The sequence below is a fragment of the Terriglobia bacterium genome, assembly GCA_020072645.1.
Taxonomy (GTDB): Bacteria; Acidobacteriota; Terriglobia; order Terriglobales; family Acidobacteriaceae; genus Angelobacter.
This window is the reverse complement of the sequence record JAIQGK010000035.1, coordinates 1-24732: the sequence shown is the minus strand read 5'-3', so window position 1 is coordinate 24732 and position 24732 is coordinate 1. Positions and strand designations below refer to the sequence as shown.

22 protein-coding genes and 5 tRNA genes are annotated in these 24732 nt (G+C 54.1%); 2 read left to right on the top strand and 25 right to left on the bottom strand.

What is annotated here, in order from left to right:
* Positions 1-641 precede the first annotated feature (641 nt).
* Positions 642-1175, bottom strand: coding sequence for a helix-turn-helix domain-containing protein (locus tag LAO76_27575; GenBank protein ID MBZ5494700.1), 534 nt, complete (start codon positions 1173-1175; stop codon positions 642-644).
* A gap of 301 nt (positions 1176-1476) precedes the next feature.
* On the bottom strand, positions 1477-1707 hold the full coding sequence (locus tag LAO76_27570; protein MBZ5494699.1) for a hypothetical protein: 231 nt from the start codon (positions 1705-1707) through the stop codon (positions 1477-1479).
* Positions 1708-2014: 307 nt separating this feature from the next.
* On the opposite strand from LAO76_27570, the gene LAO76_27565 reads away from it, so the two are divergent.
* Positions 2015-3388, top strand: a complete 1374-nt coding sequence (locus tag LAO76_27565; protein ID MBZ5494698.1) for a PIG-L family deacetylase — start codon at positions 2015-2017, stop codon at positions 3386-3388.
* Between the two features lie 249 nt (positions 3389-3637).
* Here the strand turns inward: LAO76_27565 and LAO76_27560 are convergent, their stop codons facing one another.
* The 12 genes from LAO76_27560 to LAO76_27505 form a co-directional block, all read right to left on the bottom strand.
* Complete coding sequence (locus LAO76_27560) at positions 3638-3976, bottom strand: hypothetical protein (protein MBZ5494697.1); 339 nt, start codon at positions 3974-3976, stop codon at positions 3638-3640.
* A complete protein-coding gene (locus tag LAO76_27555) occupies positions 3973-4416 on the bottom strand; it encodes a lytic transglycosylase domain-containing protein (GenBank protein ID MBZ5494696.1) in 444 nt (147 codons plus the stop codon). The genes LAO76_27560 and LAO76_27555 overlap by 4 nt, the downstream gene beginning before the upstream one ends.
* 54 nt (positions 4417-4470) lie before the next feature.
* Positions 4471-4947, bottom strand: coding sequence for a hypothetical protein (locus LAO76_27550; protein ID MBZ5494695.1), 477 nt, complete (start codon positions 4945-4947; stop codon positions 4471-4473).
* On the bottom strand, positions 4914-5378 hold the full coding sequence (locus LAO76_27545; protein ID MBZ5494694.1) for a MoxR family ATPase: 465 nt from the start codon (positions 5376-5378) through the stop codon (positions 4914-4916). Before LAO76_27545 ends, LAO76_27550 begins: the two co-directional genes overlap by 34 nt.
* Positions 5379-5868: 490 nt before the next feature.
* Positions 5869-6399 carry a site-specific integrase gene (locus tag LAO76_27540; protein ID MBZ5494693.1) on the bottom strand — a complete coding sequence of 177 codons (531 nt, stop codon included), beginning with the start codon at positions 6397-6399 and terminating at the stop codon, positions 5869-5871.
* 21 nt (positions 6400-6420) lie between these two features.
* Complete coding sequence (locus LAO76_27535; protein MBZ5494692.1) at positions 6421-6930, bottom strand: phage integrase SAM-like domain-containing protein; 510 nt, start codon at positions 6928-6930, stop codon at positions 6421-6423.
* A gap of 632 nt (positions 6931-7562) precedes the next feature.
* A tRNA-Ile gene (locus LAO76_27530) sits at positions 7563-7636 on the bottom strand.
* A 1-nt stretch (position 7637) separates the two neighbouring features.
* Positions 7638-7713: transfer RNA gene (locus LAO76_27525), tRNA-Val, on the bottom strand.
* 9 nt (positions 7714-7722) lie between these two features.
* Positions 7723-7812: transfer RNA gene (locus LAO76_27520), tRNA-Ile, on the bottom strand.
* A 5-nt stretch (positions 7813-7817) separates the two neighbouring features.
* Positions 7818-7893, bottom strand: a tRNA-Ile gene (locus LAO76_27515).
* 15 nt (positions 7894-7908) lie between these two features.
* Positions 7909-7985, bottom strand: a tRNA-Asn gene (locus LAO76_27510).
* 209 nt (positions 7986-8194) lie between these two features.
* Positions 8195-8422 (bottom strand): hypothetical protein, encoded by a 228-nt coding sequence (locus LAO76_27505; protein MBZ5494691.1) that lies wholly within the window; start codon positions 8420-8422, stop codon positions 8195-8197.
* A gap of 3 nt (positions 8423-8425) precedes the next feature.
* On the opposite strand from LAO76_27505, the gene LAO76_27500 reads away from it, so the two are divergent.
* On the top strand, positions 8426-8704 hold the full coding sequence (locus LAO76_27500) for a hypothetical protein (GenBank protein ID MBZ5494690.1): 279 nt from the start codon (positions 8426-8428) through the stop codon (positions 8702-8704).
* Positions 8705-8754: 50 nt separating this feature from the next.
* On the opposite strand, the gene LAO76_27495 is transcribed toward LAO76_27500, so the two are convergent.
* From LAO76_27495 to LAO76_27445, 11 genes are all read right to left on the bottom strand, one after another.
* On the bottom strand, positions 8755-9126 hold the full coding sequence (locus LAO76_27495) for a hypothetical protein (protein MBZ5494689.1): 372 nt from the start codon (positions 9124-9126) through the stop codon (positions 8755-8757).
* 48 nt (positions 9127-9174) lie between these two features.
* Positions 9175-11109, bottom strand: a complete 1935-nt coding sequence (locus LAO76_27490; protein ID MBZ5494688.1) for a RiPP maturation radical SAM C-methyltransferase — start codon at positions 11107-11109, stop codon at positions 9175-9177.
* A gap of 89 nt (positions 11110-11198) precedes the next feature.
* Positions 11199-14045: a hypothetical protein gene (locus LAO76_27485; GenBank protein MBZ5494687.1), complete on the bottom strand. Its 2847-nt coding sequence runs from the start codon at positions 14043-14045 to the stop codon at positions 11199-11201.
* 47 nt (positions 14046-14092) lie between these two features.
* On the bottom strand, positions 14093-14320 hold the full coding sequence (locus tag LAO76_27480; GenBank protein MBZ5494686.1) for an MbtH family protein: 228 nt from the start codon (positions 14318-14320) through the stop codon (positions 14093-14095).
* Between the two features lie 61 nt (positions 14321-14381).
* Complete coding sequence (locus LAO76_27475) at positions 14382-15908, bottom strand: amino acid adenylation domain-containing protein (GenBank protein MBZ5494685.1); 1527 nt, start codon at positions 15906-15908, stop codon at positions 14382-14384.
* On the bottom strand, positions 15901-17013 hold the full coding sequence (locus LAO76_27470) for an acyl-CoA dehydrogenase family protein (protein MBZ5494684.1): 1113 nt from the start codon (positions 17011-17013) through the stop codon (positions 15901-15903). Before LAO76_27470 ends, LAO76_27475 begins: the two co-directional genes overlap by 8 nt.
* Before the next feature lie 15 nt (positions 17014-17028).
* The gene (locus tag LAO76_27465; protein ID MBZ5494683.1) at positions 17029-18276 is read right to left on the bottom strand and encodes an MFS transporter; all 1248 of its coding nucleotides are present in this window, start codon (positions 18274-18276) and stop codon (positions 17029-17031) included.
* Between the two features lie 57 nt (positions 18277-18333).
* A complete protein-coding gene (locus LAO76_27460) occupies positions 18334-19131 on the bottom strand; it encodes a hypothetical protein (GenBank protein MBZ5494682.1) in 798 nt (265 codons plus the stop codon).
* 7 nt (positions 19132-19138) lie between these two features.
* Complete coding sequence (locus LAO76_27455) at positions 19139-19378, bottom strand: hypothetical protein (protein MBZ5494681.1); 240 nt, start codon at positions 19376-19378, stop codon at positions 19139-19141.
* A gap of 105 nt (positions 19379-19483) precedes the next feature.
* The gene (locus tag LAO76_27450) at positions 19484-21907 is read right to left on the bottom strand and encodes an ABC transporter permease (GenBank protein ID MBZ5494680.1); all 2424 of its coding nucleotides are present in this window, start codon (positions 21905-21907) and stop codon (positions 19484-19486) included.
* A gap of 4 nt (positions 21908-21911) precedes the next feature.
* The coding region (locus LAO76_27445) for an amino acid adenylation domain-containing protein (GenBank protein MBZ5494679.1) at positions 21912-24732 on the bottom strand (2821 nt) is incomplete at its 5' end.

Genomic DNA, 24732 nt, shown 5'->3' with positions numbered 1-24732 from the left:
GTTTCTTTTTACTACCAAGCAGTTGCCCACACAAGGGACAAGTTCGACTTGAACCTTTTTCTTACCGGAGGTAACACAAAGACGGCCGTATCGGCGTGCCAAGTGACTCGCCCCGTCTGCATTTAAACTGCAGGAGATGAGCGTGATGATTAGCAAAGTCCAAACTTAGGTTCGGCAAGACAAAAAGGGGCTAACACGTAGCTCCTTTTTGTTTTCAGCTCTCAAGGTGCTTGGCTTATTTCAGAATGCCGGGACCGGGACCTTTCTTTGAATTGCGTTCATCTGTAACCGCTATAAGTTTGATCTCAACTTTGTGTTTGATAATCACCTTTACAGGCTTGTTGCAGTGTGGGCAACGCGTGGAGAATGAGGCCTCGGAATTGAAGATGGCATCTTTGAAGATGATCCTAGTGCAATGCGGACAATTGCCTATGTTTTCCTCTCTATCCATAGTTGTTTTTCCAGAGGGGTCTGTTGCCAACCCGACTTATGTGTCTCCGTTCGAGTGGCAATAGAGGCTCAAACTTCAAAGAACGGTTCATGTGCCATTCGGGCCTCGGCCTCAGATATCCTCGATCATAGTTAATTAATAATTCGTCGCTGTCCGGGGTCGACTACTTCTCGGACAGCTAACGGGCAAATTAGGTATCATCCATTGCCGATCGCTTCGGGCTGTTCATCGACATCTTTCTGGCCAGACTTGCTTTCATCTGATCCAAGTTATCCACAGTTTTTTGATCACGAGCGTAATTCTTTTTATTTAAATCTTTTTCTTTATTCTTGTTAGTAGTTCCGGCTGACTGATCTGACCGGTCTGTGTGACCGATGTGCAGGTCTGGCTGACCGGTCTTATTTGAGGTCGGTCTATATGACCTATCTAGTTTTAAGAGGTAGTAGAGGTTGTGATAGCGTTGTCTGCCCTTGCGAACGAGGTTCAGTTTTATGAGTTGCCGAATGCCTCTTTGCACGCTCGAGATGCTGGCTCCTATTTTGTTGGCAATGTGCTTGTGTGATGGAAAACAAAAACCCTCCTGGTTAGCATGTGCCGCCAGGCAGTTATAAATTGCGATGCCGATCGGCTTGAGCTTCTCACCGTACTCATCAAGGATCACTTTATTGATCCAGTACCAATCGCCATTTCTTAAATCTCTGACTTTTATTTTTTCATCCGACATGGCCACGAATAATAAAGGCGATGGTCGACCTCAAGACCGCGCCTTATTCCTCCCTTCACGTCTGGCGCCATTGAGGGGAGAGTAAGGCGCCATCACCATTCTCTGGATTTGGGCAGGGTTCGGTCGATGTTGTCCATCGCTCTACAAAAGTCCCGTCGCATGGTCGGATTCTCTAATTCACGGATTGTGAAATTACTCAGCAGACTTTCCCTCCTCGCCAAGAGTTCTCTCCGGGTCGGAGGCTTCCGAGTCATCCGCTTCCAGATCCTCTGGATAAGTCTCTTTATCAGGATTTTGGTTGTCATACTTTTTGATGTGATCTAAGTGATCCAATAGCATGAATGCCATGCGCTTGAATCCAGCTCGCAGAAATCGCGGCGCCGCGATGTCCGCTGATTGAAATCAGGTTCCACACTCCCAGAAAGGTGCCGGGCAAGAGCATGAAAAAGAGTCCGGTGATGGCATATACCATCATTAAGCGCTGGGCTTTTTCTTCCCGGGCCTTGAGCAGGATGGCGGGTACCGTGTTCAACTGAATCCCCTTGTGCTAGCCGGAGTTGCTGGTGAAGCCGCTACTTGCAGCGCCGACACTTTCACGAACTTACTGGAGGATTTTGTTCGTGATCAAGCCGGCTGGAAGCCATCTAGTGCTTCTCTGATATCGTACAGCCGGCAGGCTTATTTGGTATCAGATGTGTGCCGATTAAAAAAGAATACAGCACCAGATGCCCCCGGGAACAACGAAAAAGGCCAAGGCGCTGGACGCGCAGCACACTCTAAAATTTGAATCCTTGCTGCTGACCTGAGAGTCTCTTAACATTATTTTTCAAAGGAAATCGATGAATCCATTTCGCCTGCTTGGCTTGTTGCTGCTATTGATTGCGAACGCCGTCGCTCAGAATCCCACGCCATCACCCACTCCGCCGCTGCTCAAGCCGGATGAGCGGCTGAAAGTCGACGTGCTGCTGATCGTCGCGCACCCAGACGATGAAACAGGCGTGGTCCCGTACCTGGTGCAACTCATCGACCAGAAAAAACACGTGGCCGTGGTTTATACAACGCATGGCGAGGCCGGGCACAACAATATGGGGCCGGAGCGGGCACAGTCACTGGGCGCGGTGCGGGAGATGGAGCTGCGGCATGCGCTGGCGAGCGTGGGAATCGACAACGTATGGTTCCTGAGCGGGCGCGATACGCCGAGCCAGAACGTCCTGGAGTCGCTGGCGAACTGGCATCAGGGCCAGGTGGACGAGGAACTTGTCAGGATGGTGCGGCTGACGCGTCCTGAGGTGATTATCACGTGGATGCCGGGATTTTTTGTGGGCGAAAATCACGGCGACCATCAGGCGGCGGGCGTGCTGGCGACCGAGGCTTTTGACAGCGCGGGCGATCCTACGGTTTTTCCGGCTCAGGTGGCAGGGCCGGTAAAAGTGAATGAGAGGCTGCTGGACGGCCTGCAGCCGTGGCAGGCCAAGAAGCTTTACTACTTTCCCGATTCAGCGGATGACATCTTTAAAGGCACCGGGCCGACCTACCAGACCAACGGCATGGCAAAGGCGCTGAAGATTCCGTACTGGCGCGCCGGGTTTGAGACCTTTAAGTATCACCTGACGCAATATCGCAAGTTTATTGAAGGCCTGAAGAAGATGGACGAGAAGCAGGTGGCGGAACAGGAGAAGAACTGGGGCGGCGAGGGAAGTTTTGTCTTTGGCAAATCACTGGTTCCGGGGAGCGTGACCGGAGATGTTTTTGAAGGAATCACGCCGGGGCCAATCGCATTTGTTCCACCGGCAAGAGAGGCCTATGAGCAGCCTGCGGCGCTTTCAGTGGAACTGGGTGGGCCTTGGGGATTTTATGAGAAGTTCAAGCGCGCGCATGGAATCACAAAATTGCCGAAGGCCAAAGAACCGGAGATATCGATTAAGCGCGGCGCGACTTTGCTGATTCCACTGGATCTGCACAACCATACGGATGCGATGAAGACCATGACCATCGTGGTGAAACTGCCTGAGGGGTGGACGACGCAGAGCGGAGCGGGCAGCCTTGCTCTTGATCCGCAGAGCGATTACTACTGGCAGGTGATGCTGGACGCGCCAAAAGTGGAGACGAAAGAACGGCAGGAAATTGAATGCACGGCAACGGCGGACGGCAAGACACTGGCGACCATCAGGATTTCTGTGCGGCTGGTGAACGGTGGGTTGCCGCAGAATTGACAAGTGTTGATCAACATTTTGTTTTTCATTTCCTTGCCCTCCCAGGCCGGCGAAGCCAAGCCTTTCTGTCTCGCAATCTCCTGGGCGACCAGATCTGGCTTCTCTGAAAGGGCTCGGGGCTTGATCGGTGCGCTCTGCGCAATCGGGCGAGTCTCCGCAATCAGAAAACTTTCACCGTCCGAATGGACGAGCAGGCTCTGGGGGCGCCTGTATTCCACGAAGAAGTCGACCTGCGCATTTGCCGATGCCTTACCCGCTCGCCAGATGCAGCGGAATTTCCTGGCCTGATTTGGTCGTTATCAATGCATTGCTTTCGCTCGGCTGTGTTGTGAGGGCTTCAAGAAAACCAGCCGTGGCTCGGCATCGGAGTGTTCCGCCTTGAAGGCGGCCGGGATTCCCAATGACCACGGAACTGATCTCCTCTGGCAGTTTTACTGAAGTCGTGTAGCCATGTGCGAGGTACAGCAGTCTGACTGCGCCCTCCTCGATAGGCACAGTTGTAACGCCCGGGATAACTTTGCTCTCCTGCGTTTGGGCCGCGCCGATGCCGGCAATCACACAGACAATCAGAATCAAGTGCACTCTCATCGTGTTCTCCCAGGAGTGCGTTGAACATTCGCACTCCGAACTTGTTTATGGCGCTCAACCCGCTGACGGATGCTCGCCACGTAAGCAACAACGTCAGGGTTTGCATACTGAAGCCCACGAACTTCGATCACCCGTTCGCCCGCATAATATGCGGCTGCAACCAACCTCAGGTCTCCATGGAACTTTGCCATCAGCCGCGCCAAATGACGGCCCCCTCCCGAGACGTTCTGCTTCGCGTCGCAGCGGTCCTGAACGTTCAACTTTTTGGCGGTATCCGGCATGAGCTGCATCAGGCCGGCGGCTCCTTTTCTGGAAATGGCACACCTGTGCCAACCTGACTCTTGCTCGACCAGTGCACGAACAAACTCAACCGGAACGCCATAGTGCTTGGCATAGGCGGCAACGTAATACTCGGCTTCCTGCCTGGAGGCATTGCCCATTCCGGCCCAACACGGCAAGGCAAACAAGCAGAATCAGCAGGAGTCCAAGCGTTTTCATGGCTCGACTGCCTCCGCGCTGTATTGCTGGGCGTCGTAAACCAAGCTCGCCCATCCATCCCGCAATAAGAGTTTTCGTCTGTCAGCTTCCATCTTGGCTAGCAGCGGCAACAAAATGTCTCGCATTTCGGGTGTAATTCGCGATTCTCCCAGCACTTCAAGGGCCTGCGCCAGATCAAGCATTTCGGAGATCGATGGGGGCTTCTCCAAATTCCAGCCGCGCAACGCCTTTGCCAGGCCTGCCATACAGCAGTGGAACTCAGCGCTTTGGTTCGGCGTCCGCAATTGAAGAATCGCGGCTTCTCGTTGCGGAGTGGGATGATCGATCCGAAGATAAAAGCTTCGTCTTCGCAGAGGATCGCCGATGCGGCGCTCTCCATTCGAAGTCAGGATTACAAATGGAATGGTCTCTGCCCTAATCACGCCAAGCTTAGGGATGCTCAACTGCCAAACAGAAAGTAGTTCAAGCAACATGGCCTCGAAAGCTTGGGAAACCTTGTCGAGCTCATCGACAAGCAGTACGCACCGCTTCGGGTATTGCAGAGCCAGGAGGAGTGGACCGGCACTGAAAACTCCAACCCGTGCACTTCCTGTTTGAGTTGTTCCCATTCAACCGGTCCTGACTTGGATCGCAGCTCCACAGCCAACCGCTGCAACGCTTCATCAAACTTGCCGATGGCCTTCTCTTCGTTGATGCCTTCAAAGCACTGCAATCGTTCAACTTCTGTGCCCGTCGCCTTGGCAATGGCATAGGCAAGTTCGGTCTTCCCGCTGCCTGGCGGTCCTTCAAGCAGGACAGGCTTATTCAGCTTGGCTCCGAGGTACACAACCGTGGCGGTTATGTCATCAGTGATGTATCCAATTGAGTCAAGGGCTTCTCGGGCTTGCGGGGGTGAGGAAAACAAAGCTAGTCTTTCTCCTGTTCGCGCAGCTGTAAAGGACAGCTGACGAGGAGAACCTATGTCCACCTCGAATTTCGGTCAAATTTCCTCTTTTGCAGGAATTTTGACCGAAAAGCGATTGGCAATTACAAAGACATCATTGGGAGTTTGTTGTGACCAGAACCAGCCGCCTGCAGCTAGAGCGTGTATCTCTTGGGTCTTCGGTAGAATCGCGAGAGAGACCGAATTCCGGGCCGAACACTCCAGGCGCTCGGGAATTGCCAAAGACCATTGAGGACCACACCGCGAGCGATACGTTCGAAAAACACTACTCGATCAACGAGATTTCGCACTTGTGGGGATTGAGCCAAAAAACCGTCCGCAGGATTTTCGAACACGAGCCCGGTGTGATAGAACTCGCCAACCACAGGTCCCGTCGGAAGAGGACCTATGTGACGCGAAGGATCCCGGAGAGCGTCCTTAGGCGGGTCCATCGCAAGTTGCAAAAACCGGCCTAGTCTGGTCGGGACAGGCCCCCTGGCCGCGATTCGGCTGAGGCAGCAATTCCGCTCATGTTGCGCCACGCAAGTCGAACGCTTGCTTCAAGTTGTTCCTGGCGGGCTTTGACAAATGGAGCATAGTGTTTTTCTGTCACCTTGATGCTGTCGTGGGCGAGCAGCAAAGAGACCTGATCAAGGGGCACGCCGGAAAGCAGCAGCTCCACGGCAAACGTATCCCGGCACATGTGGGCGGTGCATCGTTTGGGAGTTCCGTCGGGTTCGCGCAGGTTCGCGCTCTGAAACACCCGGCGAAGGCTCTTGTCCCAAGATTTCTTGGCGCTCTCTCTTTCGCCCATTCCCGACCAAAAGAAGTAACGTGGATTGGAGTTAGGAATCTCTCGAAGCAGTTGTGCTACCTCCGCAGGCAGCGGCACGTAGACCGGAGTACCTGTCTTTGCACGATACAGAAATAGCTTTCCGTCTCGCGTAAGCTTTGCCCGTTCAAGAGTCACGGCGTCAGTAATCGCCAATCCTCCCCAACGCATAAGCAGTAGTAGTGCTCGAAGTCATTTACCTCGGTGTTCAAAGTCGTGACCGCCCTTCCAGTTCCCGTATGCATACGTCGCGTCGACAATGCGGGCGAACTCATCGCGCGTGTAATATCCGGTTGGCACTCGGTTAACCTTGATCGGTTTTAACAGCCGGGCAGGGTTCTTGTTCAGCCACTCGCTGCGGATGCAAAAGTGAAAAAAGCCACAGAGCCGTTCGTGCTTCCTCCGCGCGGTATTCTGGCAGTTCTCAAGATCCTTACTCCAGTGCGCGCGGAATCGAGCCAAGACTGAGACCGTCAACTGGTCGAGATACCTAAGCCCCTGTTGGTGAGCCCAAGGTATCAACTGATGTTGCAGCAGAGTCTTGCTCTGTCCTGTTGTTCCCTTCCGCAAATGTCGCCCTTCCTCATCCTCAAGAAACGACTCGACCGATTCCTTGATCGTGATTCTGTGCGGCGCTGTTTGGACCTCTGCAACAACAGGCTGGTGTGTTGGCGGCTTAGCTGCCAGGACGGGATGTTCCATCTCACGAGCTTTTGTCTCAGCCGTATCCCAGTCATTGGTCCAAGCGGCTACGCAAATTGGCTTGCCGTTCAGGACGCCCTGGATCCACTTCTGACAGTGACAGCGCCTCCAAAAGCGATCACGCCGGTGGCACTTGGCGGCGTGGCGGGTATAGACGAAAAGATGCATAAAGACCGGGAGAAAAGTAAGGCAGAAATTCCACTCGGTCAAAATTCGGCGGTACAAAACGGTACAGTGAAAAACGGGTGAGCTGTAAGTGGTAGAAACAAAAGGAATGTACATGGTGGAGCTAGTCGGGATCGAACTGCTCCGGATGCTGAAAACAGACAAGTTATTGATTCGACGAGAATCCTACAATGCCCACAGTGCCTAAAACGCCTGCAACGCCGGATCCATTGTACGTTTATTGTACGGTGATTTTAAGCAAAAAATTGAAATCACGTGTTAGCGCAATCTCGTTCCAAAACTAGAATGTCAGCTTTAGGCCGGCGCAGACAAGTTCGCTGCGGTGCGATCGCTGTTCTGAAAAGAGCTCCCATTAACTTCTGGAGGACGCTGTAGGACTCGAACCCACATGAACTTGATTCGTAGTCAAGTCCCTGATCCATTCAGCCACACGCCCTCATGCAAACTGGTGCAGGATGCTCGAATCGAACCAACACCTCGCGATTATCGATCGCGGGCTCGACCTTCGAGCTAATCCTGCATGGTGCGCCGTTCGGGAGTTGAACCCGCATCTGTTGGGTGTAGGCCAACTATTCTGATCCGTTGAACTACCGGCGCGAAACATCTTGGTAGAGGGTGCAGGAGTCGAACCTGCCTAGCCGCGCTAATCTGGCGCCGAAGTGCTTATAAGGCACTGCCCCTCCCGGAGGACCCTCCCAAAATGGTGGCTCGCGATGGATTCGAACCATCCACGATGGCTTTATGAGAGCCACGTTCTTCCTACTGAACTAGCGAGCCATTGTTTACTAAATCTGGCTGGCCGGGCAGGATTCGAACCTGCGCATAGCGTGAGTAACAGTCACGTGCCTTTCCAGCTTGGCTACCGGCCAAAAACCTTCATAAACGTCAAAAGGCCCCGACTTTTGTCGGGGCCTTCGGAGAACTTGAATCTGACTAAATAAGTACTATGGACAGACCAATCCCGAAGGCCGAACGCGATTGACGCGCCGTCTCATCATGGATTTGATCCGTATCATCATTGCGAAATTGAGTATAGCACGATTTTAAATGAAGCGGCTAAGCGAATCATTTGTGCTTCTCACTGATTTGCAAATAGGAATGTTCCAACGCTGTTGCTGGTAAAACCTGCAAAAGCAAGCTGACCGGCATTATTGAGTGAAGTGGCAATCGGGAAACTGAGCTGGGTGCCATCCAGGAAGCACCGCCAGCCTGGGAATGACAACAGAAAGATGTCCCTGAGAATAAAGGAAGATTCTTGATTCGGAGCTGTTCTCAATGATCTGGGGCAGGTGGCCTTTTCAGGCATCTCATTCCCGCTCTTATCTCTCCATTTGCCAGTGTCTTCTATCCGCTCTCAACACTGCCGGTATGGATGCAGTATGTAGGACACGCCCTGCCACCCTCTTATATTTTTGAAGGAATGAGAAAGATTGTTCCCGGCAACGCGTTCTCCGCGATCACGCTGTTGTGGGCCGCGCTTCTGGCTGTTTTCTATTTAGTTGTTGCCTGCTGGTTTTTCACCCGCATGTACCGCCACGCCGTGCGCACCGGACTGATCGCCCGCTACAGCGCTGAAATCTTAAGTTAAAGTTTGAGGTCTCGTCGCGCTGTCCGCTAGCGTGACCGCAGCTTACCGGATCACTCAGCATCGTGAGTGGCGGCAATGATCTCCGTGGCAATTTTGGCGACGGTCCCGGTGAGAATGGAACGCAGGCTGACTTCGCAACCATAGCGATTGCGAATGTGCCAGGCTGCCTGTGCGGCAAGCAGTGACTCGCCGCCCAGCAGGATCAGGTTGTCATTGACCCCGACCTGCTCCATCTTCAGCAATTGCGCCAGTATTTCCGCTACAAAAGCTTCAACGTCATTCCGTGGCGGCACATACTCAGCTACCCGTATGGTGGGCGTCTTCACCGCGCAGGCTGGCGCCGGAGATGCGGCTGCCGTCGACTGGCTTTGTGCTGGAGTATCCAGATTTTGTGTGCTTCCGTTAGAGTCGTTATTTGTCATATTCCCTCAAGATGAAATATCAAAGTCTAAATTGCTGATGAATCGCGATCAGGCGTTCGAGGGGCGGCTAAGCATGGACGCGGGTTTCTTCCACAGTGGTTCCGGTGACGGAACTATGCTTTCTTCACGCTTGATGCTGTCCCTGTTCAGGATAAGACTCAGTAGCCGGTCTCCCTCTTCAAACACCAGTTCCTTCTTCCGCAAAAATTCAATCTGTGCAGTAATATCCGCGCCGTACTGCGGAGAGAATACTTTCATGATCTCTTCAATCCGCGCAGGTTTCGCGAGGTAATCCAAAATTGATTTTGCAGGTAGTCCAACCGGATATTCGATTGCTGACCCCGAACGGGAGTCAAAAACAATGTCTGAGTCGCCCTTGAACTCCAGGCGCGGCGGCCCGCCTTGTTTCGGATGTTCCCAGAGTTCCCGCCATTGGCTGACGGCGGCCTGCAATTTTCCGATCCATTGGACCATGTTGGTGAAATATTCGGCGGCCAGGTTCCGGTCACTGAAGTAGTAAACGAAATCATGCAACGTGGCTTCGTCAAATGGATAGATAAACGAATAACAATCCATTGGCTTCAAATCGAGTTTGTAAGCAGCCGCCTGGCTATGGTACGGGCTGAAGCGGTCAAAACGAACCGGAAAAATTCCCGCTGGCGGCTCCAGATGCACCAGCCGGGGGATGACTTCCAGATATTGCCGGTACACCTCTGCGTTCTCGCCGGGAAATCCAATCAGCAAATTCCATGATGGCTTAACTCCATACAGAGTGCTCATCTTCAGGAACCCCACATTCTGGAAAGCGGTGGTCCCCTTCTTCATGAGTTTCAAAGTAGAAGTTGCCAGCGACTCAATTCCCGGCTGGACCTGGTTCACGCGGGATTTTGCCAGAGTCGCAAAATCCTTCTCGCTTAAGTCTGCCTTGACCTCATAGAAAATTTCCATGGTCGAAGGAGTCTCGAGAAAAGGCAGCACTTCCGCCAGATAGTTCTTGGGCAGGATGTTGTCCACGGCCTGGAGCATGCTCACGGCCCCTTCATACCGGAACAGCGCCTTGAACTGCTCAATGGCCAATGCAGGCTTCATCGCACGATAAGGCATAGTGGAAGAATTGAGGCCGCAGAATGTGCAGTGCGCACGCTGCCCCCACCAGCACCCGCGGGAGGTTTCAAAGGGCAGGATCGGCCTCGAGTCAGTGTTGGCAAAATATTCATCGAACTGGCGCACGAAATCCTGATAGTCCACTTCAATCGGAACATCAATGCTCAGTTCTTCGCCCAGAGCTTCCAGTCCGGCGGCAGCAGGCAAAGAAGCATCTTGGGAATAGACGCCGCGAATGGAGCGACTTTTCGATATGTCACCATTCAGCCAGTATTCGACGAACTGGGTAAAGCTTTTGAGAGCCGGACCGGAAAACACGAAATCAATGTATTCCATTTTCTGGGCGATCACCCGACCCATGGGAAATTCACAATTAGCTCCCCCCATGACCGTGATCACCTTTGGGTTGCGCTGCTTTAATCTTCTGGCCATGGCGAAGCTGGCGGCATTCTGCATGAACATGGAGGTAAATCCAACGATCTCAGATTTATCGAGTTCATATTTCGTAATGAGCTCGTCCATGCAGGCGCTGAGCGTAGGCAGCTTTTGCTCGATCATCTCTTTGACATGCTGCTGTTCCCCGCCCTTGCTCCAGAAGTAGCGGCGCAGATATTTATCAGTGTTGTCTGGCAACTCCGGGAAAGCCTGCCGTCGGAAAAACCAGTCGCCGAGCCCGGCGTACAGGGCCTGCATCGAAGTACTGACGAACCGGTAATTATTGAGGCCCAGGAACCTGGCAAAGTCGTGGTTTGCATGAACGATCCTGACCGATAGCTTTTCGCCGAATTGCGATTGGAGTAAAGATTTAATTTGCGCCAGTGCGATGGAAGGCAATTCGATGTTCGCAAACGGCATGTTCACGAGGGAAATGGTGTACATAGTTGTGGGTCCTCCTGAACTGCATTGGGAGCGCAGCCGGTTTCAGGCTGAATGTTGAATTTCAAAAGATTTTTTTGAGCGGCTTGCAGCTAAGGGATGTGCCTGCTGCCGGGCGGCTTGCACGTATAAGTCAATTCCCTGCCTCGCGCCTTTGCCAGAGCGCGCAATGCGCCATCAGGAAAGTGGGCCGTCGCATCATCGGAGATGAACTGTTTCATCATCGGGTCGTACCGGAGATTCCTCATTCTGCCGTCCAGCACGAGGCTGGCTTCCAGTTGGCATTCCTTCACTTTCCCGCCCAGGGACTTCGAGATGAACTCTGTCTGGGCCCGCTGGATCAGCAGATCAATGCGGCGATTCACTGACGGGCCACTGGCATGAGTCAGCGTTACCTGCTGGCCGACGATTGGCGCAAGATCACTGTCATATGCCAGTACAAACTGCTCGACGTCGCGACGGGTTGGATCGGGATTATTCACCGGAAAGCCCTGCTGCGGCAACGGTTCAAATACGATCTTGTTGAAGAAATGGAACAGAGTATCAGCCGATCCATCGTTCAGGTAACCAAAGCCGCGAACCTGGTTTCCCATGGGACCACTGTCTGTGTCCTGGAAGACCTTGACCTTGGCATGGCCGAACATACCCACTTTTGTGTAAAGAGTGCGCAACTGCGGAATCTTCATCATCTGCGTGCCCGGCTCAACGCTCGATTCACGGCCCGTGCCGTAGAATCCCTGGGCTGGATCGAGCGCGTGGCATCCGTTACAGTTGAGTTTCTTGTCGAACTTGTCTCTGATTGTGACTCCGTCTGAAGGACGCCCCCCGAAATAGAAGTCCCGGCCCCGCTGCTGTGCCGCGGTCAGCGAATTATCGAGGTGACGCACCGGATTGGGGGGAGGGAGTACCTGCAATTGGAAATCTGTGAACTTGTGCATCTCTGATTCCGGCGGCAACTCCGGACTTCCCAACAGGTCTTTGAATGCCACAATGAAATTGTCGAAAGATAGCCTGGAGTCTAATGGATCAATGCCGAAGTGTCCGTTTCCCCGGTCGCCTCTCCAGTGCATTGCCCCGGAATTTTTCAATCCCTGAAGAGTCTGGGTCGTCATGGGGCCCTTCATCGGATGAAGCTCATTAGGCCCGCCAGTGCCGTTCAACGGTGTAGTCAAGGCTGGCTTGGCTCCCAGCGAAAACACCTCAACAAACAAAATCCTGGTGGGATTTTTAATCACCTGTGCATCAGGGTTGCCGAGATCCCAGGCAAGATCGTCAGTATCTCCGAAGATGTGGCAACTCGCGCATGAGGCCTCACCGTTGCCTGAGAAACGGGTAGCATCGTAAAGCATAGGACGTCCTGCAATCACTGATTCCGGTTCGGGATCGGGCAGAACCGATTTGGCTATCTCTTGCTTTGAAGCCAGATCAATCACCTTCACCGAATTATCAAAGCGTGTCATCACGTAAAGCCGCCCTCTTGTTTCATCCAGCGCCAGCCCGCTTGGGCCTCCTCCGCTGACCGGGATGTAGTTCGAACTGATGGCCCTTGGATTGAACGTATCATTTTCCAGCGCCTCCGTATCGAAAACGCCAATCTTGCTTGATCCGAAAGCGGCCAGATAAAGCGTATGTCCATCGTGAGTCACCGCCATGCCGAGCGGGGTTGAAAGGCTATGTTCTTTTGCTGTTAGATCAAATCCCGGCTTGCCTGCAAGTTTGCTGTAGTCAATGTGCTTGTTCAGATGACGCGGCAGAACCGACGAACCGGAGATTACGGTAATTCGCGTCTCGGCCAGATGTCCCTGCACGGTATGGCCTCCGAAGTTGCCGGGGCCTTCAAAACGAAACTGGTTGAAAGCCTCTGTATTCGAGACATAAAGTTTGCCGCTTGCAGGATTGGTGACCATGTTGAACAGAGTTGTCCCCACATGAGCAAATGCCGTTGTCTGGGTAAGAGTATTGGCGTTCACGGCAAAGACGTCGGTATCAGGCAGGCGAAAGCGCACGGCGGAGTTCCAGTTGCGCCCCAGCTCATCTTCCCAACGTTGGGTCTTGTTGTTGAATTTCACGATCAGCCCCACTTTGGGCGCCTGTTTGCCTTCAAAGTTCGTCGCAGGTCCCGGATTGCCGCCGGGGCTTGCCGAGCCATCAGGCGCAGTGCAAGGCTGATGGGGCTTGAAGCCGTCGCACACCGATTCCTCTGGAATGGTGGTTGTCTGATTGCCGGTTTTGAATCCGGCAACATAGACGGTTTTCCGGTCAGGGCTGACAGCCAGAGCGCGCGGACTATCAGTGAAGAAGGTCATGATTTTTACTGGCCGCCCACCGACCGTATTTCCCAAAAGGCGAGGATCAAAGATCCACACATCGGCGCGCCCAATGCCGGGAGTGGTCAGTTGCGGATCGCCCGCGCCGGGAACATCTGCAATGGACGGGTCGCTGCGCTGTTGTCCGCGATGCGCCGTCGTGATAAAAGCCCGTTCCGGAGCGCCCGCAAATACGACATCCTGGGGCTGGTCTCCCACAAGCAGCGTTTGGATGACATGTGGCGTGCCGGTCAGGCTCACCACGCTCACGCTATCGGAAAGGTAATTGACCACCCAGACTTCATTGTTGTTCCGCGCGCTGACCGCCACTGGCTGAACACCGACCGGCACACGCGCCTGCCAAACCAGCCCGCGCGGAGTGATTTGAAAGATCTCCAGCGCATCGTCAGGTGTATTGACGGCAAACAATCTGGTCTTGTCCGGAGACATGGCCAGAGGACGCACCTGTCCGGTTTCAAACACCGGAGATGGGGATGGCGCAGAAGGAACGGAATTGGGCGCGGCACTCCCGCGCGACATTGTCATTAGCAAAAACCCAACAACAATTGTCGGCACGAGGACCGCCAATTTAACTCGTATTGAAAAGCTATTCATGTTGCTACCCTGTTGCATAATTCTTCCGGCCATGCGTGACGCACGGCCTTGTGTTCGAAAATTCATCAGCCGCGCACCCCGGCATCTTTATTCATCTGTTCCACGAGACTTCTGGGACGCATGTCGGTCCAATGTTCTTCAATATAATCGAGACATTCTTTTCGGCTGCCGCGTGGGCCAACAGCCGTCCAGCCGGATGGAATTTCACGAAATGCCGGCCATAGCGAATATTGAAGTTCATCGTTCACCAGCACGAAAACTTCGCCGGTTTCGTCATCAAATGGGTTCGCCATTTTTCATTGCTCCTGTTGATGTTGAAATTTGCTGATTCGCGCTGAAGCGCGCGCGTGGAATTTACCGAGCTGAGGCTGCCAAAGCGGCGTAGTCAATTTTGCCGTTCACACTTCGAGGCAGGTCGTTCAGAACAAGGACTTGCGCTGGAACCGCAGCCTGGGCAAGGGCGCCCCTGACCTGCACAATAAGATCATCACCGGTCAGGCCGGCTGATGCGGAGCCCGCCGCAACAGCGGCCCGCACTTCGGCAAACCCATTGGTGTCATTTTTGACCCACGCGGCTGCGGCAATCACCCCGGCACAGTTCGCCAGCGCACTTTCAATTTCATCGAGTTCAATGCGGAATCCCCGCACTTTCACCTGCCGGTCAACACGTCCGTGGAAACGTATGGGCCCGCCGGCCGGTGCGGTGACCAGATCGCCGGTTCGGAAAAACCGCTCCGGTCGCCCTGATGTCGGTCTGGTCACAAATACCTTTTTGTTCAGTTCCGGCCTGTTCAGATAGCCTGCCATCAAAGAAGAGCCGCCGACCAGCAATTCCCCCATTTCACCTGCCCCTGCCTCATTTCCGTCTGCATCAATCACGACAACTGAAGCGTAGGGGCATGGCCGGCCAATCGGGCAGAATTCATCACTGGCCAGATCATCCGGCGAAAGCCGATGATAAGTACACACATTGGTTTCCGTTGGTCCAAACAGGTTCGTTAATTGCACTTCAGGCAGCGTTGCGGCAAGCCGCCGCAATTGGGCGGGTGGAAAGCGTTCTCCGGCAAAGATCACCTCGCGCAGAGCTTGGCGACGACCAGCAAGATTGCCGCGCTCCACCATCTGTATGAGAGCAAACGGCACCGAATACCAGACGGTGATTGCTTCCTTCTCAATGAGCGAGGCCACCTGGCCGGGAAACATAACGACTTCATCCGGAATTAAGACAACGCACGCCCCCGCCATGGCCGCACAGAAGAGGTCGAAGGTCGTGAGGTCGAAATGGAAAGGCGCATGGCAGCTCAACCGATCACTGCATGAAAGGGCAAACTCAGTCGTTGCCCAGGATACAAAGGCCAGAGCGCTTGCGTGTGAGTGCTGGACTCCTTTGGGGATTCCCGTGGAGCCTGAAGTATACAGAATGTATGCCAGGTCGTTGACCGGCGAAAGCTCTTCTGCGGGATTGGAAAACCGGAGTATCTCGCCATAAGAAGCTGCATTTGCAAGCCGGGGCGTTAGATTTTTTGCGATTAGTTCCTGGAACTTCGGCATCAATAAAGGCTCAATGATCAACGCTGCCAACCCAGCATCGTTGAGAACGGCTGCCAGCCGGTCAATCCCCATCTTGCTGTCAATCGGCACATAAGCGCAGCCGGCTTTGAGGGCGCCATAGATGCCTGCTACGGTCTCTATGCTTTTCCTTCTAAGAATGCCAACCCTTGCGCCCGGCCTGATTCCGATCTTGCGCAGAGATCCAGCGATGCCATCAGAGATGGAATCAAGTTCTGCATAGGAGATGGTCCGGTTTGGCCCGGCCACTGCGGGACGGTTTCCGAAATCCCTGACGGTACGACGAAAGATCGCGGTGAGCGATTCAGACATTGTTTACTCCCAGATGGCTTGCAATCAAATTGCGCAGAATATCTGACGTGCCTGAGTAGAACAGGCTGCCAATGGCATCACGGAAATTGATACCCGATGGATCATTGAGCAGATAACCGAGAGCGCCTTTGGTACGGACGGCGTCCATGCTTGACGCAACATAAAATTCGCTCAAGGCCAGCTTGACCAATGATGAATAGTATTTTGTGGAACGCCCTGAATCCTTCAGCGTGGCAGCGCGATAGATCAGCAATCTGCACAGTTCCAGGCGCATGGCCATATCCGCAATTCGATTGGACACAGATTGAAAACTGCCAATCGTGCTGCCGTGTTGTTTCCTTCTATTGGCGTGCTCAATCGAAAGCTCCAGTTCCCGGCGCATGAACCCAATGGCAGGAGCCATAATGAATGAACGTTCCATATCGAGGGCCAACGAAAAAATGCTGGAACCAACCCCCTCCGCGCCAAGCCGCCGCTCTGTCGGCACAAAACAGTCCTCAAACCAGATGTCTCCAAACTGGGCGGATTGAAGTCCCATCTTAGGGATGTTGCTGCTCCTCGAAACTCCGGGGCTGTTGAGATCAACCAGAAAGGCGCTCAATCCCCAGATTTTTTGCTCTGCATCGGTGGAGGCGAGGACCAGGGCGATGTCCGCGACAGGCGCGCTCGTAATGTAACGCTTCGCGCCTTCCAGGCAATATCCACCGGGACAGCGGACAGCTTTCGTCTGCAACTGAAATATGTCAGAGCCCGCTTCGGGTTCCGTAGCCGCATGAGCTGCACGCAGTTCTCCACGCATCATCGGCGGAATAAATGTGCGTTTCTGTTCCTCCGTGCCGAACTTCAAAATCGGGTACTGCACGCTCCACAACTGGGCCGACATTGCGAACAGCACTGCCGCATCGCCGCCGCCGTAGGCAAGGCCCTCCATCATGGCCACCAGTGATCTGATGGGAAGAGCTTGTCCGCCAAGACAAGCCGGCATGGTCATGCCAAGGATGCCGGAGCCGATATATCCGTTCCAACTCGCCTTATCTTCAAAGGTCTGGATATAGCTCGCGCCATTCCTGACAATTTCGTCTGTTGAATCAATAGGATCGTTCATAAGAAGCATAGGCCATCAGGAACCAGTAGCAGTTGTTCTCTCCATTTGCGCCTGGGGCATGCGAATGAGGCCCAGTATTGCGATTAACCCAAGCACCACCGCAGTACAGGAGAACACGTTGGCAATTCCAATTTGTTTGGCGATTTCACCAGAGAGTACTAGGCCGGGCAGTTGCGCAATGGACATCAGCGACCAGAGACTGCCGCTGACGCGCCCAACCATTTCCGCCGGTGTTTGGGCCTGGATGATCGTGAGCCCGGAAACAAGGACAATGTCGCCGCCGAGCCCAATGTTAAAAAGACCTGCTGCCGCCGACGGAACATATATAAGGACGCCCATCAGCAGGATGCCTCCACACATGGTGAACAGTCCCATCAGAATCAACTGGCCCTTTGAGCGCCGCTGGGCAAACCTGCTGATTGCCAGCATTGCCACGATCATGCCGATTCCCAGCAGAGAGTTGATGATGCCGAACACAAATTCGCTCGACTTCAGTTCATCGCGGACATAGATGGCGATTAACGGCCCCACGCAACTGAGGGCAAATACGGTCACGGCCATGGCCAGAATCACAAACCGCAGAACTGCATGAGTGAAAATGAATTTGACTCCCGCCATAAGGTCAGCGACCACGGCACCGACCGTGTGCCCATTTGTGGCGGAAGCGGCTGGTTCGCCGCTGATGCGCAGGCTCCAGATCAGCGTCGCCGAGATGAGAAAGCTGATGCAGTCAATGATGTAGCAGGGTTTGGCCCCGAACCATGCCACCATTGCGCCTGCCAGTGCAGGAGTGATGATGCGGACAATCTGCATTGCCTGTTGCATCAAGGCATTGGCCGAAATCAGGCCTTCGGGCGGAGTGATAACACGGATGCAGACGATCTGCGCAGGCACAAAGAATGTTGATACGGTGCTCAACAGAAGAAACGCGGCATAGATCCAATTCAGGTTGTCTGAGGAGACCAGCAGCAGCACCAGCGCGGCCCGGACCACATCACTCGCGATCATCGTGCGCTTGAAATTCCAGCGGTCTACAAAAACACCTACTACCGGGCTGATCAAGGCATAAGGAACCAGAAAGAAGACGATGATCAGAGTGATTTGCGCGGGAGTTGCCCGCAGATCAAAAGAGGCGTGGCTCAATACGGCGAAAATCACAAGAAAATCGCCAAAGACGCTGACCAGTTGCGCCATCCATAATCGCCGCACTTCTTTGATTTGCAGCACCTGGCGCAGGCCGAGTTGTTGGACTGCTTCGGTCATGTAAGCTGAGTGTTTTGAATCGTTAATTCCAGGCGAGAGTAGTTGCAGACGGCCAGATCACGCCAGCAGCCGTTCTATTTCCAGTCGAAGAGCATTCACGTAGCTCTCGTCGTAATGGAATGGAAACGGGTAATTGTAGTGAAGTGGATCGGCCCGCTCTCCGCCACAGGCGATCACACTGACCCGTGGAAATGCACGCGCAGCCTCATCGTACAGACGCTCATTGTAGCGATGGTAGTAATCCACATTTGTAGTGAGTTGCGGGTCTTCAAAGGTAACTCCATCGTTGAAACATGGCCGGGGAAAATGAAATAGCAAGCGCAGGTTCGGCTGCTGCGCGTAAAGACTTTCCAGGACCGTTCGCAGCGCAGTCACAGAAAGTTCCATTGGAAATTCCCACAACCACTTCTGTCCACAGCGAATGCGCAGTTCCACGTAACGCTCCCATTCTTTCGAACGAAGGAAACAGCGATTGTCGGAACCGGTAATCAAATATGGGAATGTGAACGCGGAGACTGTATCCATAAGAAGCGCATCACTCATGCTCATGATTTGGACGAGTCGGTTGTAATGCTGCTTTTCCAACTCATCTTTTACCATTGACAGTCCCCAGTTGGTGCCCACCGCTTTGCCGCATTCTTCCGTATAGATAAACTCATCCGGCTTCAGATTCCCGGTGAGGATACTGACCGGTGCGGTACGGCCGTGGTAAGACAACAAACGGAGTTTCGCGCCATGGACTTCTTCCAGGTTCTTCGTTCTTATGGCGTCTGCCGTACAGCATGAACCGAATACCACGACATACTTGTGGAAAGCCCTGGTGGCTGAAACAGACCCTGATTTTTCGAGTGTCATAATGCGGTTATTGCTTTGCGCTGAGGCCGTGAATGAGTTTTCGAATTGTGCCTAGGGTCTGGAAATTGTCCGGGGTTATCTCTTCATCCGGCACTACAAGCCGATATTGGCGTTCCAGGAAGGCAATCAGCTTCATCAAGCCTAGGGAGTCCAGAAGACCTTGCTCCAGTAATGGAGTATCCTCTGCAACCCCGGAAGCGAGTTGTGGCGCATAAGCGCGTGCAAATTCGGTAAGCGGATCAGACATATTTCTTTGTCTCTCGTGAGTTTTGAAGTTTATGAAATGATGTGCGCACTCCCGCGATCGTTGCGACAACGGGCAGTTTATTGAAAGGGGCTATTTGGGATTTTGCTATTCGCCCCGGAGCGTGACCGCCGGGTCAACGCGCCCTACTCTGCGGGCTGGACCAATTCCAGCCAGTAAGGCAGTCACGAGTAACAGGAATGGAGCAACCGATACAGCAGTTAAGTCAGTGCTTCCTACGCCATACAACAAACTCTGTAAAGCACGGCCAGCCGGCCACGCCACTATCAACCCCAGAGCGGCGCCGATGATCCATAGCTTAATTGCATGCGATAAAACCAGGCGGCGGACCTCACTGGGCTGGGCGCCAATCGCAATTCTGACGGCAAACTCCCGCAAGCGCAGGCCAGCCGCATAAGAAACCACGCCATACAATCCGATGCAAGCCAGCAGCAATGCCGCCCCCGCGAACAGCACAACCAGGCCGGTCAACAGATTTCGCGATTGAAGACTGCGATCACGCCAATCCTCCATGGAGCGGACATCGTAGACCGACTGCTCCGGGTTCTCGCGGTGAATCTGTTCAACCACTGAATGAGCAAGGCTTTCTGGAGATTGGGAGGTCCTGACCACCAGGGCGGCCCGGTCTTGTGTTTGCTGAGCCTGTGGCCAATACATCTGCGGGCGCGGATCGGTCTCCAAGGTTTCATTCCTGGTGTGGCCCACCACTCCTATAATCTGTATCCACGGCGAGTACTCAGTAACTCCGACAGCAGCCTGGAAACGCTTTCCTAATGGATCTTGAGTGCTCCATATCTTGCGGGCGAGCTGCTCATCAATGATGCCTACGGGCGGTGAATTCTTTGTGTCCTGCTCGGAAAAGTCGCGTCCACGAATCACAGGAATTCCCATCGCCGAAAAGTAGCCGGGAGTTATCGCACGGCTATCCACATCAACCAGGCCTTCGTCAGGCCGTCCTTCGATCTTGAGCGGACGATCTTCATGAAGCCCGCTGAGCGGCAGCACATTAATAACTGCGGCCTCGGCAACACCGGGAATACTTTTCACTCGCGCAATCACCCGGCGGTAATAATCAATAACCTGCGCGTCAGTCGGATATTTCGCCCGCAACACTGCCATGTGCATGGTCAACACGCCCTGGGGTGAAAATCCGGGATTTGTCTGCACCACCGCAACCAGACTCCGCACCAGCAACCCACCGGCAAAAACAACTACCAGCGTCACGGCGATCTGCGCGATGACCAGCGCATTTCGAATTGTGCCGCCGCCCGCTACAGTGCGGGACGCCTGCTGCATGATGGTAGAGATGTTCAGCCGCGAAGCCATGCGAGCCGGCAGCATTGCCGCTGCCATTACCACCAGCACGCTGAGCACCAGCGAAGCTGCCAGCACCGGTATATGCAAGCCGATTGGCCCCAGGGACAGCACTTCAAAAGGAAGATACCGCATCAAAATCTTGAGCAGCAGCCAGGCCAGCAGCACGCCGCCAACACACCCGATGATGCTGAGCGGAAGCACTTCGGCGAGTGTCTGCTTGCGCAACCGGTCTGCATTTGCTCCCAAGGCGGCACGAATCGCAAACTCATGGCCACGGGCGTTGGCGCGAACAATCAGCAGCCCGCCCAGATTGATGCAGACAATCAGCAACAGACAACCCACTGCGCCAAGCAGCACGTAAATTGTCTTGCGGAATTGCCCCACGGTGCTGTCCATCAGCGGGTCTATGATGACTCCAAGTTTGGTTGCGCCATTACTGGCATAATACTGCTGGCCCAGCCGGCGCATGATCCCGGACATTTCATCTTGCGCCTGTTGCAAACTCACGCCCGGCTTCAGTCGCCCTACCGACCGATAGTAGAAGTCCCAACGCGATTGCAGATCGTCTTGCGGCAGATAAAGCGGAACCCACAATTCGAACTCCCTGGTTGGATACCAGAAATTGGACGGCATCACGCCGATCACTTCGTATGGCACTCCATTCAACTGAATCTTTCGTCCCAGGATGGCGGAGTCGCGTCCAAAATGCCGGGTCCAGAATCCATAGCTGATCACCGCCACTTTCGCCTCTGCGCGGTCTTCCTCTTCGGTGAACATGCGACCGAGCATTGGCTGGACATCGAGAACTCGCAGCAGGTTGCACCAGGTCTTCGCACCCTGCACGCGTTCGGGCGGGCCATCTCCGGTGAGACTGAAGTTGGTGACCAATCGAGTAAGGGAAATATCTTCAAATGACTTGGATTGCGCCCGCCAGTCCGTCCAGTTCGCTCCGCCTACATTAAAGCGCTCCATGCTGACGAGGTGCGAGGCCGAACTGGTCGTCCACAACGCCACCAGACGGTCATGCTCTGGATACGGTAGTGACCGCAGCAACAGGCTATATGCCAACCCGAAGATGACCGTGGCTAATCCGATCCCAAGTGCCAGCGTGGAACCCATTACGGTTGCCCAGCCGGGCGATTTGCGGAGGATTCTAAACCCGTGCCGCACCTCATTGAGTTGCAACCAAGACATTCTGTTACCCCTGCAGGCCTAACATTATGCCATCTTTCGGGGCAACAGATTCCACCAGTCTTCTCTCTTGAAGAAGCATTTCCAATTCTTTGTTCAGTCGTTGGCTGATCTGGGCAACAGGCCCCGGTTGCAACATCTCCTGGTGCCCGCAAGCAACAGCAAAGGTCTTGATGTCTCCATTAATATAGGGGCGCCACAAGTCAGCCAGCATTTGTTCATCATGCTCGGCGGCAGCGACAAACAAAGTCGCATCGCCCGAATACGAGAATGATTCACGCCGTCCATGAAGCTTCACGTTATTACCGACGATGTCCAGGATGCGTGGACGATGCGCGTTGTCAATCATGCCTGCCATCTCCGGATTCGCGACAATCAGTGACTGGAGATAGGCCTCGGGCGATTCCTCGGCTTGTCCGTATTGGTCTGCAGGGAAAGCGTCCAGCAGTGCGAGCATGCCGGTTTCTTCACCCTCCTGCTGTGCCAGTGATGCGATGGCCTGCGCCACGCAACCGCCGAATGACCAACCCAGCAGATGATACGGCCCATGCGGCTGCACGCGCCGGATGTGAGCCAGATATTCCCTTGCCATTTCCATGATGGAACCCGGCAAATGACCTGCATGGCTCAACCCGCGCGCCTGCACTCCATAGATGGGCCACGCGGCATCAATATGCCGTATCAGGGCGCTGTAACCGGAACTGAGACCAAGGGCCGGGTGTATGCAGAAAAGAGGCAAGCGGCTACCCGATGTTTTTATCGGCAGGATGATCTCGTAAGGATCGCTCAAGACCGGTTTGGCAATCCGGTCGGCCAGGCCCGCGACCGTAGGCGCTTCAAACAGATTGCGAATAGATAATTCATTGCCGAGCATGGTTCGAATGCGGCTCACCAGCCGCATGGCCAGCAGGGAGTGGCCGCCAATCTCGAAGAAGTTGTCATCAATCCCCACCTGATCCAGGCCAAGCACCTCTTTGAATAAGGAGCAGAGAGTCTCTTCGTGCGCGGTACGCGGTGCGCGTGCGTGCTGTGACGGTTGAAACTCCGGTGTCGGCAAGGCCCGGCGATCCAGCTTCCCGTTGGTGGTCAGCGGTATGCTAACCGTTTGCATGATCACCGACGGTACCATGTAGTCGGGCATCCGCCGCGCCAATTCATGCCGCAGCGCTATAGGGTCAATCACGGCGCCAGGTGAAGGCACTACGTAGCCAAGCAACTGCTTCTCATGGCTAGCGCCCTCGCGTGCAATGACCACGGCCTGCGCCACCTCTGGAAATTCCCGCAGTGCCGCCTCAATTTCACCCGGTTCAATTCGGAAACCGCGTATCTTCACTTGCTGGTCGGCACGTCCGGAAAATTCCAGGTTTCCATCTTTGGTCCAGCGAGCCAGATCTCCTGACCGATACATTCGGGTTCCCAGACCTGCGAAGGGATCAGCAACAAAACGCGCCGCGGTGAACTGAGGTAAATTCAAATACCCTCGCGCCACGCCTTCTCCGGCGACATAGAGTTCTCCCAACACTCCCACCGGTGCCGGTTGCAAATGCTCATTCAGCACATAAATCCGGATATTCGCCAGAGGCCCGCCAATCAGGCTGCCGGAAGGTCCGGCAAGGTTCTCGCGTGTCACTCTGTGATAGGTGGTATGGACCGTAGTTTCGGTAATGCCGTACATATTGATCATCTGCGGCCGGTCGTCGCCGTAGCGTGCGAACCATCTTTGCAGTCCCTGAAAGTCAAGCATCTCGCCGCCGAAAACCACTGCCCTCAGGCTCAGTTTCTTGCCGCCTCCAACCAACTCATTGGCCGTGATGAAATGCTGAAAAGCAGAGGGGGTCTGACTCAGGATGGTTACGCCTTCCTTGTAGACCAACTCGCAAAACTCTTCAGGAGTACGGGCAACGAGATAAGGAACAATCACCAGGCGTCCGCCATAAATCAAAGCGCCCCAGATTTCCCAGGCCGAAAAATCGAAGGAGTAAGAATGGAACATCGTCCAGACGTCGCCCTGGCTGAAGCGCAGATTTTCATCCACTGCGTTGAACAGATTGTGCAGGTTGCGATGCGTGACCGTTACTCCCTTGGGCTTGCCGGTAGAGCCGGATGTGTAGATTACATACGCTGCATTATCGGGCCTTGCCTGTGACAGGAGATTTTCAGGGCTCTGCTGCGCAATGGCCTCCCAATCTCTATCCATATCAATCCGGCAGACAGATTGATCTGAAAATCTTTTTGCCAGATGTTCCCCGATCGCCAGGAACTGGACTTCCGCATCTTTCAAGATCATCTTCAGGCGATCATCAGGATAAGCAGGCTCCAGCGGAACGTAAGCGCCTCCGGCCTTCAATATTCCCAACAATCCAATTACCATCTCAACCGATCGCTCTACGCAGATTCCAACTCTCGCTTCCGGTTCTATTCCCTGCTGAATCAAATAACGAGCCAGTTGATTGGCGCGACGGTTAAGTTCCCGATAATTCAATTCCTTGCCTTCGCATGTCACCGCGATTGCCCCAGGAGTGCGCTCCGCGCGTTCTTCCACCAACTCCGGCAGGCAGGCAGTGCGAGGATAATCTCTGCGTGTCTGGTTCCATTCGCCGAGTATTTGCGTTCGCTCGTTCGCGCCCAGCAAATCTATATTTCTAATCTCCAATTGCAGATCATTGGCAACTGCCTCAAGCACAGTCAAGTAGTGGTGGGCCATCTGCTGTATGCGCCAGCGGTCGAACAGGTCCCGGTTATAGATCCAGTCTGTCTCAAGCTCTCCATCCTGCTCCTGCGCGTGTACCTCCAGGTCAAAGCGCACTCGCAACTCTTCTCCTTCCACC

Excerpts from the sequence above, each read along its gene's own strand:
- LAO76_27550 (MBZ5494695.1), bottom strand. The coding sequence starts at position 4,947 with ATGTTGCTTGAACTACTTTCTGTTTGGCAGTTGAGCATCCCTAAGCTT.
- LAO76_27480 (MBZ5494686.1), bottom strand. The coding sequence starts at position 14,320 with ATGGCGAACCCATTTGATGACGAAACCGGCGAAGTTTTCGTGCTGGTG.
- LAO76_27540 (MBZ5494693.1), bottom strand. The coding sequence starts at position 6,399 with ATGCGTTGGGGAGGATTGGCGATTACTGACGCCGTGACTCTTGAACGG.
- LAO76_27470 (MBZ5494684.1), bottom strand. The coding sequence starts at position 17,013 with ATGAACGATCCTATTGATTCAACAGACGAAATTGTCAGGAATGGCGCG.
- LAO76_27495 (MBZ5494689.1), bottom strand. The coding sequence starts at position 9,126 with ATGACAAATAACGACTCTAACGGAAGCACACAAAATCTGGATACTCCA.
- LAO76_27505 (MBZ5494691.1), bottom strand. The coding sequence starts at position 8,422 with ATGCCTGAAAAGGCCACCTGCCCCAGATCATTGAGAACAGCTCCGAAT.
- LAO76_27455 (MBZ5494681.1), bottom strand. The coding sequence starts at position 19,378 with ATGTCTGATCCGCTTACCGAATTTGCACGCGCTTATGCGCCACAACTC.
- LAO76_27535 (MBZ5494692.1), bottom strand. The coding sequence starts at position 6,930 with ATGGAACATCCCGTCCTGGCAGCTAAGCCGCCAACACACCAGCCTGTT.
- LAO76_27465 (MBZ5494683.1), bottom strand. The coding sequence starts at position 18,276 with ATGACCGAAGCAGTCCAACAACTCGGCCTGCGCCAGGTGCTGCAAATC.
- LAO76_27575 (MBZ5494700.1), bottom strand. The coding sequence starts at position 1,175 with ATGTCGGATGAAAAAATAAAAGTCAGAGATTTAAGAAATGGCGATTGG.
- LAO76_27485 (MBZ5494687.1), bottom strand. The coding sequence starts at position 14,045 with ATGCAACAGGGTAGCAACATGAATAGCTTTTCAATACGAGTTAAATTG.
- LAO76_27565 (MBZ5494698.1), top strand. The coding sequence starts at position 2,015 with ATGAATCCATTTCGCCTGCTTGGCTTGTTGCTGCTATTGATTGCGAAC.
- LAO76_27490 (MBZ5494688.1), bottom strand. The coding sequence starts at position 11,109 with ATGTACACCATTTCCCTCGTGAACATGCCGTTTGCGAACATCGAATTG.
- LAO76_27555 (MBZ5494696.1), bottom strand. The coding sequence starts at position 4,416 with ATGGGCAATGCCTCCAGGCAGGAAGCCGAGTATTACGTTGCCGCCTAT.
- LAO76_27460 (MBZ5494682.1), bottom strand. The coding sequence starts at position 19,131 with ATGACACTCGAAAAATCAGGGTCTGTTTCAGCCACCAGGGCTTTCCAC.
- LAO76_27475 (MBZ5494685.1), bottom strand. The coding sequence starts at position 15,908 with ATGTCTGAATCGCTCACCGCGATCTTTCGTCGTACCGTCAGGGATTTC.
- LAO76_27560 (MBZ5494697.1), bottom strand. The coding sequence starts at position 3,976 with ATGAGAGTGCACTTGATTCTGATTGTCTGTGTGATTGCCGGCATCGGC.
- LAO76_27450 (MBZ5494680.1), bottom strand. The coding sequence starts at position 21,907 with ATGTCTTGGTTGCAACTCAATGAGGTGCGGCACGGGTTTAGAATCCTC.